This is a genomic window from Streptomyces sp. NPDC006643, assembly GCF_042870175.1.
GTDB lineage: Bacteria > Actinomycetota > Actinomycetes > Streptomycetales > Streptomycetaceae > Streptomyces.
In genome coordinates this window covers 123,815-136,385 of sequence record NZ_JBIAHA010000028.1, presented here as the reverse complement: position 1 = coordinate 136,385, position 12,571 = coordinate 123,815, and the positions used below count along the sequence as shown (strand labels likewise).

The 12,571-nt window shown below is 72.5% G+C and carries 11 protein-coding genes; 7 read left to right on the top strand and 4 right to left on the bottom strand.

The window, feature by feature from the left end; genetic code table 11:
• Window positions 1-183 precede the first annotated feature (183 nt).
• The 3 genes from ACFYNU_RS32105 to ACFYNU_RS32095 form a co-directional block, all read right to left on the bottom strand.
• Entirely contained in the window at window positions 184-411 is a 228-nt protein-coding gene (locus ACFYNU_RS32105; protein WP_023538836.1) for a DUF3107 domain-containing protein, read from the bottom strand.
• Window positions 412-593: 182 nt separating this feature from the next.
• Window positions 594-1,244, bottom strand: a complete 651-nt coding sequence (locus ACFYNU_RS32100) for a TetR/AcrR family transcriptional regulator (RefSeq protein ID WP_189111548.1) — start codon at window positions 1,242-1,244, stop codon at window positions 594-596.
• A 199-nt stretch (window positions 1,245-1,443) separates the two neighbouring features.
• A complete protein-coding gene (locus ACFYNU_RS32095) occupies window positions 1,444-1,698 on the bottom strand; it encodes a hypothetical protein (RefSeq protein WP_356586187.1) in 255 nt (84 codons plus the stop codon).
• Between the two features lie 172 nt (window positions 1,699-1,870).
• Here ACFYNU_RS32095 and ACFYNU_RS32090 point away from each other — a divergent pair, with 172 nt between their 5' ends.
• The 7 genes from ACFYNU_RS32090 (at window position 1,871) to moeZ (ending at window position 10,708) form a co-directional block, all read left to right on the top strand.
• Window positions 1,871-2,938 (top strand): alpha/beta hydrolase, encoded by a 1,068-nt coding sequence (locus tag ACFYNU_RS32090; RefSeq protein ID WP_356586189.1) that lies wholly within the window; start codon window positions 1,871-1,873, stop codon window positions 2,936-2,938.
• An 8-nt stretch (window positions 2,939-2,946) separates the two neighbouring features.
• Window positions 2,947-4,341 (top strand): DUF3152 domain-containing protein, encoded by a 1,395-nt coding sequence (locus ACFYNU_RS32085; protein WP_388768017.1) that lies wholly within the window; start codon window positions 2,947-2,949, stop codon window positions 4,339-4,341.
• A 209-nt stretch (window positions 4,342-4,550) separates the two neighbouring features.
• On the top strand, window positions 4,551-6,374 hold the full coding sequence (locus ACFYNU_RS32080; protein ID WP_356586193.1) for a DUF3492 domain-containing protein: 1,824 nt from the start codon (window positions 4,551-4,553) through the stop codon (window positions 6,372-6,374).
• On the top strand, window positions 6,367-7,536 hold the full coding sequence (locus ACFYNU_RS32075) for a hypothetical protein (RefSeq protein WP_356586195.1): 1,170 nt from the start codon (window positions 6,367-6,369) through the stop codon (window positions 7,534-7,536). The genes ACFYNU_RS32080 and ACFYNU_RS32075 overlap by 8 nt, the downstream gene beginning before the upstream one ends.
• Before the next feature lie 183 nt (window positions 7,537-7,719).
• Window positions 7,720-8,709: an NAD-dependent epimerase/dehydratase family protein gene (locus ACFYNU_RS32070; protein ID WP_356586197.1), complete on the top strand. Its 990-nt coding sequence runs from the start codon at window positions 7,720-7,722 to the stop codon at window positions 8,707-8,709.
• Complete coding sequence (locus tag ACFYNU_RS32065; protein ID WP_356586199.1) at window positions 8,697-9,458, top strand: spherulation-specific family 4 protein; 762 nt, start codon at window positions 8,697-8,699, stop codon at window positions 9,456-9,458. Before ACFYNU_RS32070 ends, ACFYNU_RS32065 begins: the two co-directional genes overlap by 13 nt.
• A 71-nt stretch (window positions 9,459-9,529) precedes the next feature.
• Complete coding sequence (gene moeZ, locus ACFYNU_RS32060) at window positions 9,530-10,708, top strand: adenylyltransferase/sulfurtransferase MoeZ (RefSeq protein ID WP_023538827.1); 1,179 nt, start codon at window positions 9,530-9,532, stop codon at window positions 10,706-10,708.
• A gap of 111 nt (window positions 10,709-10,819) precedes the next feature.
• Here moeZ and ACFYNU_RS32055 read toward each other — a convergent pair whose 3' ends face one another.
• Window positions 10,820-12,481, bottom strand: coding sequence for an alpha/beta hydrolase (locus ACFYNU_RS32055; RefSeq protein WP_356586202.1), 1,662 nt, complete (start codon window positions 12,479-12,481; stop codon window positions 10,820-10,822).
• Window positions 12,482-12,571 lie beyond the last annotated feature (90 nt).

The following is a 12,571-nucleotide window of genomic DNA, read 5'->3' as shown; positions in this document are numbered from 1 at the left end:
CCCCGCCGCCCCCCCCCCCGCCCCCCCCCCCCCCCCCCCCCCCGCCCGCCCGCCCCCACCCCCCCCCCCCCCCCCCCCCCCCCCCCCCCCCCCCCCCCCCGCCGCCCCCCCCCCCCCCCCCCCCCCCCCCCCCCCCCACTCCTCTGTCGCCGTGGTGCTGTTCCGCTGTTCCGCCGTCTCGGACTAGAGAGCGCCGAAGCCCACCCGTCGGGTCGTCGGCTCGCCGATCTCCACGTACGCGATCCGTTCGGCCGGTACGAGCACCTTCCGCCCCTTTTCGTCCGTGAGGCTGAGCAGCTTCGCCTTGCCGGCGAGTGCGTCGGCCACGGCGCTCTCGACCTCCTCGGCGGACTGCCCGCTCTCCAGAACGATCTCGCGGGGCGTGTGCTGCACGCCGATCTTGACCTCCACCGCTATGTCCCTCCGAACGGTCGGTGCGTTTGCGCGGTCAACCGCGCGGTACGCAGCACACATTAGCCCGGAGAGACGCCGCCGATGACGGTGGTGGGACACGCCCGCAGCGAACACGGACGGCGCCGGGAGGCCCGGACGCCGGTGGGCCGGGAGGCTCGGGGGTCCGGCTCGGGTGCTCGTCAGGCGCCGGGGTGCTGCTCGCTGCCGTGCAGCGGGAATCCGGCGATACCGCGCCAGGCGAGCGAGGTGAGAAGCTCCACGGCCTTGTCGCGGGGGATGACCGACTCGCTGGACAGCCAGTAGCGCGCCACCACTTGGGAGACGCCGCCGAGCCCGACGGCCAGCATCATGGACTCCTCCTTGGAGAGGCCCGTGTCCGACGCGATCACGTCGGAGATCGCCTCCGCGCACTGGAGGGCCACCCGGTCGACGCGCTCACGCACCGCGGGCTCGTTCGTCAGGTCGGACTCGAAGACCAGCCGGAACGCGCCGCCCTCGTCCTCGACGTAGGCGAAGTACGCGTCCATCGTGGCCGCGACCCGGAGCTTGTTGTCGGTCGTCGACGCCAGGGCCGTACGCACGGCCTGGAGCAGGGCCTCGCAGTGCTGGTCGAGAAGGGCCAGATAGAGGTCCAGCTTGCCCGGGAAGTGCTGGTAGAGAACGGGCTTGCTGACGCCGGCCCGTTCCGCGATGTCGTCCATCGCGGCGGCGTGGTAGCCCTGTGCGACGAAGACTTCCTGAGCCGCGCCCAGAAGCTGATTGCGTCGAGCGCGGCGTGGCAGGCGCGTGCCTCGCGGGCGCGCCGCCTCGGTCTGCTCTATGGCTGTCACGCCGCCTCCCAGAATCGTTCCGTGCGGCTGTGCGCCGCCCGGCCATCGTACTTTTGGGTAACCCGGCTGTGCGTGGTCAGGTCGGAGAATTTCACGGACCGGACAGTCGGGGGAGCTGGATATCCGCCCGGCCGCGAGTGCGGCGGCGGAGAAAAGTATCCAATGCTGACAAAAGGCGAACCCCGACCTGAGCGGGTGCTCAGCGGTAGTCGTCCTCGTCGAGAGAGACGATACGCGCCTGTTCGGCGGCGTCCGCCTCGTCGGCCTCGGCCGTATCGATGGGGGCGGGCGGATCGTCGTCGGACGGTTGTACGTCCGTGTGCTGCTCGGCGGCGTCCGCCTCCGGGGTCGAGTCGTCGAGTTCTTCGAGTTCGCCGGAATCCGCCCCGGCGCTCCGCTCTTCCTTCTCGCTGTCGTTCGGGAATGTGTCCGGGTCGCTCGGGTCCGCCGGCATGGGGCGCCCTTTCTTCTCCGGTCGTCTTCCGTCCGCTTCCGCCGTCCATTCGCGAAATGAGGCGAATATGCACGCGTACTTACGAGGGTAGGAGGTCCGCACCCCGGACGCTATGCGTCTTGTGACGGTGAACACGCCGAACGGCGCGTGATCGTCTCGTAACATTGCCCGCATGTCTTCGACCGAGCTGCCGGAAACCCTCGCCGCCGCCGTCCCGCGCGTGAGTGCCGTCAGGGTCGCCGAGGGCGAGCGGCTGCACACGGTCGCCCTGCCGGGCCTGGCCCTCACGGTGCGCTCACGGCCCCCGACGCGCGCCGGACTGCCGCGCGCGCTGTACGTGCACGGCCTCGGCGGCTCCTCGCAGAACTGGTCCGCCCTGATGTCCCTGCTGGCCGGCACGGTCGACGGCGAGGCGGTCGATCTGCCGGGCTTCGGCGACTCCCCGCCGCCCCAGGACCGCAACTACTCGATCACCGGCCACGCACGCGCCGTGATCCGCCTGCTCGACGCGCGCGGACGCGGCGCGGTGCATCTCTTCGGCAACTCCATGGGCGGCGCCGTCGCGACCCGGGTCGCCGCCGCCCGTCCCGACCTGGTGCGCAGCCTGACCCTCGTCTCACCCGCGCTGCCCGAGATCCGCGTCCAGCGCAACGCCGTGCCGACCGCGTTGCTGGCACTGCCCGGTGTCGCCGCGCTGTTCGGCCGGATGACCCGCGAGTGGACGGCCGAGCAGCGCACGCGCGGGGTGATGGCCCTCTGTTACGGCGACCCCGGCCGGGTCTCCGACGAGGCGCTGCGGCACGCGGTGGAGGAGATGGAGCGGCGGCAGAGCCTGCCGCACTTCTGGGAGGCGATGAGCCGCTCCGCGCGGGGCATCGTCGACGCGTACACCCTCGGCGGACAGCAGGGGCTGTGGCGCCAGGCCGAGCGGGTCCTCGCGCCGACACTGCTGGTGTACGGAGGGCGGGATCAGCTCGTTTCGTACCGAATGGCACGCAAGGCGTCCGCCGCTTTCCGTGATTCCCGCCTCCTGACGCTTCCGGACGCCGGGCATGTTGCCATGATGGAGTACCCCGAGGTGGTCGCGGAGGCCGCGCGGGGGCTCATCCGGGAGTCCGAGAGGGCGGCGGATGAGACGAACGGGCGTGCCGGCCGTAATGACGGTGAAGGCACCGGCGCCCTCGGGGACGGCGACAGCGGTGCTGACAACAACGGCGGTAACGACAGTGGCGGGAGCTGATCCGGGGCGTGGGACGACACAGCCGTAAAGGCCCCGCACCCCAGGGATCCGACAGCAGGAGGAGGGCACCGGCCGCGAACGGCCCGTCGGCCGGTGAGCGACAGGCACCGCCCGGCCCGCCCCCGGGTGGGCGGGAACGCGTCGACCCGGCGTACGGGACCCCCGCGCACGGCGTGCCACAGGTACGCGGCGGGCATCCCGAGCACCGTGAGCCGGGCGGCGGCTGGGGTGATCAGCGGCGGTACGGGGACCGGCAGGGCGGGCCGCAGGGGTCCGGTCAGCCGCAGGGGCCGCGCGGGCAGTCACGTCCGGCGCCGCCCGTCCGGGGCCGGGTGCCGGGGCCGCGCCGCGAGTTCATCGACGCCTTCGACGCGCCGCCCTCTCCGTACCGATCCGGCGCGGGCAGCGGCCTAGGTACGGATGCCGACACCGGACAGTGGCGGCCCGACCCGTCCGGTTCCGTCACCGACTGGGACGACGAGGCCAGCCATCCCCGCGCGGCCATGGGCTCCGACTCCGGGCGCGGCTCCGGCCGGGACGGCCCCGGGACCCCGGACGCCGGAGGCGACGGCAGACGGCCCGCCAAGGGCGGGGCGGGGCGCACCCTCACCGGGATCGCCGCGGCGGCCGTGACGACGGTGCTCGCCGTGGTGGTGGCCGGTCAGGTCACCGACGGCCGTGACTCCCGGGCCGACGCGCTGCCCACCGGCGGGCTCGCCCGCGGCGGCGAGGGCCCCGCATCGCGCTCGGACGACAGGACGACCGCGCCGACGGAATCCGCGCCGGCGATCCCGCCGCCGCCCAGCTACGGCCAGTTGATGGCCATGCAGTTCCCGCTGGCCGCCGATCTGAGGGCGTCGGGGGAGTTCGAGGCCGTCCCCGGACTGGCCAGGGCGCCCGGCAAGGGCGAGAAGATCACCTACCGGATCGACATCGAGAAGGGCCTCGGGCTCGACCGGAAGCTGTTCGCCGACGCCGTGCAGAAAACCCTGAACGACGACCGGAGTTGGGCCCACAACGGCGCCATGACCTTCGAGCGGATCTCCGGCGGCTCGCCCCGGTTCGTGATCACGCTGGCGAGCCCCGGTACGACGGCCGAGTGGTGCGCCAAGTCCGGTCTGGACACCACCATCGACAACGTGTCCTGCGACTCCGCCGCGACCGACCGGGTCATGATCAACGCGTTCCGCTGGGCGCAGGGGGCCAAGACGTACGGCCCCAAGTCGATGCTCACCTACCGGCAGATGCTGATCAACCACGAGGTCGGGCACCGGCTCGGATACGACCACGTGAGCTGCAAGACGCCCGGCTCGCTCGCGCCCGTGATGCAGCAGCAGACCAAGACGCTCAATCTCGACGGCGTGAAGTGCAGGCCCAACCCGTGGGCGTATCCCGGCAGTTGAGGCACCCGCCGAAGCCTGACGCAGTGTGACCGTGCGGTTCCATACCGCGACGGAACGCTGCCGTGGTGCGAAAGTTACGTGCATTCACCCCTTCTGGTGGCGCGACGGACAACCGTCCGCCGTTCCACCGTCATGTCCGCTTACGGTCGTCCCGCTGCGAGTCGCCGATCCAACGGCGGCTTCCCACAAGGGAGATCAGGGGTGTGCTCGTGCGGATCGGACTACTCACGGACGGTGGCTACCCGTACGCCAGGGGTGAGTCCAGGCTGTGGTGCGACCGGCTCGTACGCGGGCTCGCGCAGCACGAGTTCGACGTCTACGCGCTCAGCCGCAGCGCCCACCAGGAGGGCAACGGCTGGATCCAGCTGCCGCCCTCCGTACAGCGGGTGCGCACCGCGCCCCTCTGGTCGGCGCAGGGCGACGGGAGGGCGTACGGGCGGCGCGAACGACGGCGCTTCGTGGGGCACTTCGAGACTCTGATCACCGCCGTCCGCACCCCGGACGAGGGCGCCGCCGAGAGCGCGGGCGGCGACCGCGCGCGCCTTGTGAGCGCCTTCGCCGAAGGGCTGTACGGGCTCGCCGAACTGGCACGCGACCATGGCGGCCTCGCCACGGCACTGCGTTCGGAGACCGCCGTACGGATCCTGGAATCCGGCTGCCTCGCACCCGGCGCACGCCGGGGCGTGCGCGGTGCCACCGTCCCCGACTACCTGGTCTTCGCAGACCAGCTGGAGCGCGCGCTGCGCCCGCTCTCCCTCGACTGGTACGACGACGACGGCCTCGGCGCCGTCGATCTGTGCCACGCGACGACGGGCGGATCCGCCGCCCTGCCCGGACTGCTGGCCAAACGCTTCTTCGGTACGCCGCTGCTGGTCACCGAGTACGGCGTCCAGCTCCGCGCCCACTATCTGGCCGCCGGACCCGGCGGTGACACGCCCCTGAGTGCGCCGGTGCGCGCCCTGCTCGCGGCCTTCCAGGGCCGGCTCGCCGCCGAGGTCTACCGACAGGCCACCGTCATCACCCCCGGCAACACGCACGCCCGGCGCTGGCAGGAGCGCTGCGGCGCCGACCGCGCCAAACTGCGCACCGTCTACCCCGGGATGGAGACCGAGCGCTTCGCGGCGCTGGGCGAGCGCGACGCGGGCACGGACAGCGGCGATCCGAACACCCTCGTCTGGGTCGGCAGGATCGAGCCCGCCAAGGACCTCATCTCCCTGCTGCACGCCTTCGCCGAGATCCGCGCGGAGGAGCCCGAGGCGCGGCTGCGGATCATCGGCGCCGCCGCGCAGGGCGCGGAGGCGACGGCGTATCTCGCCCACTGCCGGTCGCTGGCGGCCCGGTTGTTCCCCGACGAGGCGGCCGACGCGCACGCCGTGGGCGACAACCCCGTCTCCTTCGAGGAGGTCGGCGGGCCCGGCGCGCCGGAGCTGGTGGACGCGTACGCGGCGGGCGGCGTGATCGTCCTGTCCAGCATCGTCGAGGGCTTCCCGGTCAGCCTGGTCGAGGCGATGTTCTGCGGGCGCGCGACGGTCTCCACCGACGTCGGCGCGGTCGTCGAAGTCATCGGTGGTACAGGGCTTGTCGTGCCCCCGCGCAATCCGCGGGCGCTCGCCGACGCCTGTGTCGCGCTGTTGCGCGACCCGGAGCGGCGCGCACGGCTCGGCGCCGCCGCGCGGGCCCGCGCGCTCGAACTCTTCACCGTCGAGCAGAACGTGGCCGCCTTCCGCGGCATTTATCTGGAGCTGATCTCGCACGCCCCGGTCCGGCGCCCGGCCGAGACGGTGGACGCCCATGGCGGGCCACGGCCGTTCGCCAACCCGGCGGAGGCATACGTACCAGGTGACTGGACCGCCGGACGGGTCGGCACCATACCGGCACCGGCCGTGGTGCCCGCCCCGCTGTCCGTCCCCGCCCCGCTGTCCGTCCCCGTCCCGGTCGCACTGTCCTTGGCCGCGGTGCCACGGGCGTCGCGTCCTACGGAGGCGGCGGTCGGCGTGGGCGCCGGAGCGGCCCTGGGGGAGAGCGATGTCTGAGACAGGCACCACGTCCCCGGGGACCACGAGACCCGCACGGCGCGCGGGCGGCCCGGCCGACCCCGTCAAAACCCTCATGCACAGCCATCGCGACCTGTGCGCCCGCGCCGTCGACCCGCTGGAGATCGCGGCCGGTCTGGAGGCGCACGGCGTCACCGACCGGGCCGCCGCGCGCTTCCGGCACCGGGACGTCTTCTCCCTCGCGGAAGAGCTGTACGCGCGCGTGCCGCGCGCCACCGACGGCGGCGCGGACACCACCGTCGCGTCCACGCCCCCTCCGGCGCGGGCCGGCGATCCGCGCGCCGGATGGGCGCTGCGCACCCTGCTTCCGGGCGCCGTGTGCGCCGTCGCGCTCGTCGCCCTCCGGTACGCCGGCGGCACCGGCGCGGGGATACGGCTCGCGATAGGCGCTGCGGGGGCCGCCGCCCTCGCCGTCGCGCTCAACCTCGCCCTCCGGCGCGGCCCGCTGCGCGTCGAGGGCCACACGGCGCGCGTCTCGCGCCTGTGGGTGTGCTGGCTGCTGGCGTACGCGCTGTACGGCGACGGGCCGCTGCTCGCGGGGACCGGCGACGGGCGGTACGGGACCACGCCCCTCGCGGAGGCGGCGGCACCGCTCGTGGCCCTGGCGTTCGCCGTGGCTCCCGCCGCCTGGTGCGCCCATCTGCTGTCCGTACAGGCGCGGCGCAGGCTCACCGACAGCCGTGGGCTGGCCGAGTTCGCCGCCCGGACCCGGCCGGTGCTGCTCGCACTGTTCGCGCTGTACGCCGGCGCGTTGACCGCCCTGGCCGTCCTCGCCGAACTCGTCCTCAGCGGCGGTGGTGACGGTGGTGGTGGCGGGGAAAGCCAGGACCCCGGCACCGGCCGACTCGCCGCGACCGTCGCCCTCGGCTCTCTGCTGCTCCTCGCCCGGCTGCTCACCGTCCACGGCTTCCCGAAGGCGGCGGCGACCGGCCTCGTCATCGCCTGCACCACCGAGGCGGCGGCTCTCGCCCTGGCCACGGCGGGCCGCGTCCCCGGCTTCGAGAGCGCCGCCGCCCCCGTCCGAGCACTGGTCGACGCGGGGGGACCCGGCGCCGTACCGGCCGTCGCCTGCGGCGCCGCCGCGCTCGGCCTGCTGATCCACGCCGCCGTCACCCTGTCCCGGGCCTCGGCCCACACCTGACCGGCCGACCACCGACCTCCGGCGCACGCCCCCCTCCGGGCCACCCGTCCGGACCCAGAGACCTCCCGCGGAGCCGACGCCGCGGGCGTAACCCCGAAGCACCCGGTAACACCCTCTAAGGAGACGACAGATCATGACCCCTCAACCCCCAGCACCGGCGCGTCGGAAGCAAGGGGCCGCGCGATGAGGGTCCTGCTGCTCGGTGCCAACGGCTTCCTCGGGCGCTTCGTCGCCGACCGGCTGCTCGCCGACCCCGCCGTGCATCTGACCGCACTCGGCCGCGGCGACGACGCCGACGTACGGTTCGACCTCGCCGGCGGCAGCCCCGGAGCGCTCACCCGCTTCCTGGACGCCGTCCACCCGGGCGTCGTCATCAACTGCGCCGGTGCCACCCGGGGCGGCGCCCGCGACCTGACCCGGCACAACACCGTCGCCGTCGCCACCGTCTGCGAGGCACTGCGCCGCAGCCGCTGCGGCGCCCGGCTCGTCCAGCTCGGCTGCTCGTCCGAGTACGGGCCCTCCCAGCCCGGCTCGTCCACCGCCGAGGACGCGGTGCCCCGGCCCGGCGGGCCGTACGGCGTGAGCAAGCTGGCCGCCAGCGAACTGGTGCTCGGCGCGGGCCTGGACGCCGTCGTCCTGCGGGTCTTCTCGCCCGTCGGACCCGGCACCCCCGCGGGCTCCCCGCTCGGCCGTCTCGCCGAGGCGATGCGCCGCGCCATGCAGTCCGGCGACGGTGAGCTGAAGCTCAGCGGGCTCGGCGTACAGCGCGACTTCGTCGACGTACGCGACGTGGCGCGCGCCGTGCACGCCGCCTCGCTCTCCGCCGCCCAGGGTGTCGTCAACATCGGTACGGGGCGCGCCGTCCGGCTCAGGGACGCCGCGGCCGTCCTCGCCAGGGTCGCCGGATACGGGGGCGCCCTGCACGAACTGGACGCGCCCACCGGCCCACAGCGCCCCGCGCCCGCGCACGCCGGGCACGCCACCCTCGGACCGCCGCGCGGCGAGCACCCCTCCGAGCAGCTGGGCAGCGGCCCGTCCCCGTACCCCGACGGCTGCGGCGGCTGGCAGCAGGCCGACGTCCGCACCGCGCGCGACCGGCTCGGCTGGCGGCCCCGGATCAATCTGGAGGAATCCCTCGCCGACATCTGGATGGAGGCCGCGTGTCGCATCTGACGAGAGCCGGCGGCAGCCGGCCGGCCACCGGCGCCGCCGGGCTCGGCTTCGGCATCCCCGGTTACGCGCATCCGCTGCTCGCCCCGGTCGAGTGGGCCGAACTGACGCGCCCCGGCACGCCGTTGCACTGGGCCGTGCTCAACGTCGCCGACGGGCCCGGCGTCATGCCGGACCCGCACTGTCTGGAGGCCGCGGGCCGGCTCAGGAACGCGGGCGTACGGGTGCTCGGGCATCTCGATCTCGCGTACGGCGCCCGGAGCTTCGGCGAGATCATCTCCGAGGCGCACGACTTCCACGACTGGTACCGCGTCGACGGCTTCTACCTGGACCGGTGTCCGGCCCAGGCGTCGTACCTCCCCGACGTCAGGCTGACGGCGGCGACGCTGGACACGATCGCCCACGGCGGGCATCTGGTCCTCGGCCATGGGACGCATCCGTACCCCGGATACGCCGAGATCGCCGACCAGTTGGTCACCTTCCGCGGCCCGTGGACCGACTACCGCTGGTCACAGGTGGCCGAGTGGACGGCGGACCATCCGCCCGAGCGCTTCGCGCATCTCGTCCACGGGGTGCCCCGCAGCCATCTGAACGAGGCGATGCGGATCGCGCGCTGGCAGGGCGCGGGCACGATCTTCTTCACCGACCGGAGCGATCACGACGAACGGATCGGCCGGAACAGCCCATTCGCGGCGCTGCCCGGCTACTGGGACGAAATCGTCTCGCAGATCGGACCGGGTGTCTCGGAATGAGAAGGCGCGTGGCAGTGTTACCGGAGGAACAAACGTACTGACCAACCGACGAATCCCCTGTTGAGGTCCCTGTGTCGCTACCACCCCTGGTAGAGCCCGCTGCCGAGCTCACCGTCGACGAGGTCCGCAGGTACTCCCGTCACCTGATCATCCCGGACGTCGGGATGGACGGGCAGAAGCGGCTGAAGAACGCGAAGGTGCTCGTCGTCGGCGCGGGCGGGCTCGGTTCGCCCGCGCTGATGTATCTGGCCGCCGCCGGTGTCGGCACGCTCGGCATCGTGGAGTTCGACGAGGTCGACGAGTCGAATCTCCAGCGTCAGATCATCCACAGCCAGGCGGACATCGGCCGTTCCAAGGCCGCTTCCGCGCGTGACTCCGTCCTCGGTATCAACCCGCTCGTGAAGGTCGTCCTTCACGAGGAGCGGCTCGAGTCCGAGAACGTGATGGAGATCTTCGCCCAGTACGACCTGATCGTGGACGGCACGGACAACTTCGCCACCCGCTATCTGGTCAACGACGCGTGTGTGCTGCTCGGCAAGCCGTACGTATGGGGCTCGATCTACCGCTTCGACGGCCAGGCGAGCGTCTTCTGGTCCGAGCACGGTCCCTGCTACCGCTGCCTCTACCCGGAGCCGCCGCCGCCCGGCATGGTCCCCAGCTGCGCCGAGGGCGGCGTCCTCGGCGTGCTGTGCGCGTCGATCGGGTCCATCCAGGTCAACGAGGCGATCAAGCTCCTCGCGGGCATCGGCGAGCCGCTGCTCGGCCGGCTGATGATCTACGACGCGCTGGAGATGCAGTACCGCCAGGTCAAGGTCCGCAAGGACCCCGACTGCGCGGTCTGCGGCGAGAACCCGACCGTCACCGAACTCATCGACTACGAGGCCTTCTGCGGTGTCGTGTCCGAGGAGGCGCAGGTGGCGGCGGCCGGTTCGACGATCACTCCCAAGCAGCTCAAGGAGTGGCTCGACGACGGTGAGAACATCGAGCTGATCGATGTGCGGGAGCCGAACGAGTTCGAGATCGTGTCCATCCCGGGCGCCAAGCTGATCCCCAAGAACGAGTTCCTGATGGGCAACGCGCTCCAGGACCTGCCGCAGGACAAGAAGATCGTTTTGAACTGCAAGACGGGTGTCCGCAGTGCGGAAGTACTCGCGGTGCTGAAGTCGGCCGGCTTCGCCGACGCCGTGCACGTCGGCGGCGGAGTCGTGGGCTGGGTCAACCAGATCGAGCCGGAGAAGCCGATCTACTGAGCGATCCGCTGAACGACCCTCTTACGTAGGAGGCCGGTCCACACACCGTGTGGGCCGGCCTCCTACGTAAGTCACTTCAGTTCTCACTCGGTCACTCGGTCACTCGGTGGGTCACTTGCAGACCGTCCCGGCCTTCGGCACCTTGCCGTTCAGCAGATAACCGTCCACGGCGTTCTGCACGCACGTGCTGCCCGCGTTGTACGCGCCGTGCCCCTGGCCCTCGTACGTCAGCTCGACGCCGACCCCCTTGCCGAGCGCCTTCGCCATCGCCCGCGCGCCCTCGTAAGGAGTCGCCGGGTCACCGGTGTTGCCGATGACCAGGATCGGCGCCGCGCCCGGCGCGCTGACGTCGGGCTTGTCCCGCTCGCCCGGCACCGGCCACTCGGAACAGCCCAGCAGGCCCCAGCCGAGGAAGTCGCCGAAGACCGGCGACACCTTCTCGAACTCGGGGAGCTTCGCCTTCGTCTGCGCGAGCGTGTAACGCTGCTTGGAGTCCACGCAGTTGACCGCCGCGTTGGCCGCCTGGATGTTGCTGTACTGACCCTTCTCGTTGCGGCCGTTCATGGCGTCCGACAGGACGAGCAGCAGCGCGCCGCTGCCGCCGTCGGCCTCGTCCAGACCCTGTTCCAGCAGCGGCCAGTACTCCTTCGAATAGAGCGCCTGGGCAATGCCGTTGGTGGCCTGGGTCTGGGTGAGCTTCCGGCCGCCGAGTCCGGCGATCGGCTTCTTGTCGAGCCGGTCGAGCAGCTCCACGACGAAGTTCTCGATCTCCTGCGGTGTGCTGCCCGGCAGCTTGCACGCGTCGCCGCGGCTCACGCAGTCCTTCGCGAAGTTGTCGAGGGCGAGCTGGAAGCCCTTGGCCTGGCCGAGCGAGCCCTGTTCGGAGCTCTCACTCGGGTCCACGACGGCGTCGAAGACGGCGCGGCCCACGGACTTCGGATACAGGTGCGCGTAGACGCCGCCCAGCTCGGTGCCGTACGAGATCCCGAAGTAGTTGAGCTTGTCGTCGCCGAGCACCTGGCGCATCAGCTCCATGTCGCGTGCGGCGTTGACGGTGCCGACGTGCGGCAGTGCCTTGCCGGACTTCTGCTCGCAGCCGCCCGCGTACCACTTGAGGCCGTCCACGTAGGACTTCTCCTCGGCGGCGTCGTCCGGGGTCATGTCCTGCGCGTAGTACGCGTCGAGCTGCTTGTCGTCCTTGCATTCGACGGGGTCGCTGCGGCCGACGCCGCGCGGGTCGAAGCTGACCAGGTCGTAGCGGGTGCGCAGCTTCTCGTAGTCGTCGCCGAAGGAGGGCAGTCCGGTCACACCGGAGCCGCCGGGCCCGCCGAAGTTGAAGACGAGTGAGCCGATGCGCTTGCCCGGGTCGCTGGTCTTCGCGCGGATCAGGGCCAGCTCGATGGTGTCGCCCTTGGGCTCGGCGTAGTCGAGCGGGGCGGCCATGGAGGCGCACTCCCACTTCGTGCCGCCGGGCAGGGGCGAGGGGGCCGTACCGCCGCCCTCGGCCGCCGACGGGGTGGGGCACGCCTTCCAGTCCAGCTTCTGGGACGTCAGATTCTGGGGCGCGGCGGTCGTGTCGGTCGTGTTCTGGCCGTCCTGACCGTCCTGGTCGTTCCGGCTGGTCTGCCCGCCCCGGCCGCCGCTGTCCGCGTCGGAACCGGAGCATCCGGCGGCGGCCAGCAGCGTGGCGACGGTGACGGCGGTGACCGCGGTCAGCGCCGGGTGGCGCCGCCCGGCGGGTGCGGTGGGCGTGGGGAAGCGGTGCGTCGGCATCTCCCCATGGTGCGTCGTGCCGGTCAGCGGCGCGCGGCCCGGGGTCCAGCCGGGTGGTGGCGCCGCTCCACGGGCAGCCCGACGGCGGCG

Excerpts from the sequence above, each read along its gene's own strand:
- ACFYNU_RS32095 (WP_356586187.1), bottom strand. The coding sequence starts at position 1,698 with ATGCCGGCGGACCCGAGCGACCCGGACACATTCCCGAACGACAGCGAG.
- ACFYNU_RS32090 (WP_356586189.1), top strand. The coding sequence starts at position 1,871 with ATGTCTTCGACCGAGCTGCCGGAAACCCTCGCCGCCGCCGTCCCGCGC.
- ACFYNU_RS32070 (WP_356586197.1), top strand. The coding sequence starts at position 7,720 with ATGAGGGTCCTGCTGCTCGGTGCCAACGGCTTCCTCGGGCGCTTCGTC.
- ACFYNU_RS32055 (WP_356586202.1), bottom strand. The coding sequence starts at position 12,481 with ATGCCGACGCACCGCTTCCCCACGCCCACCGCACCCGCCGGGCGGCGC.
- ACFYNU_RS32075 (WP_356586195.1), top strand. The coding sequence starts at position 6,367 with ATGTCTGAGACAGGCACCACGTCCCCGGGGACCACGAGACCCGCACGG.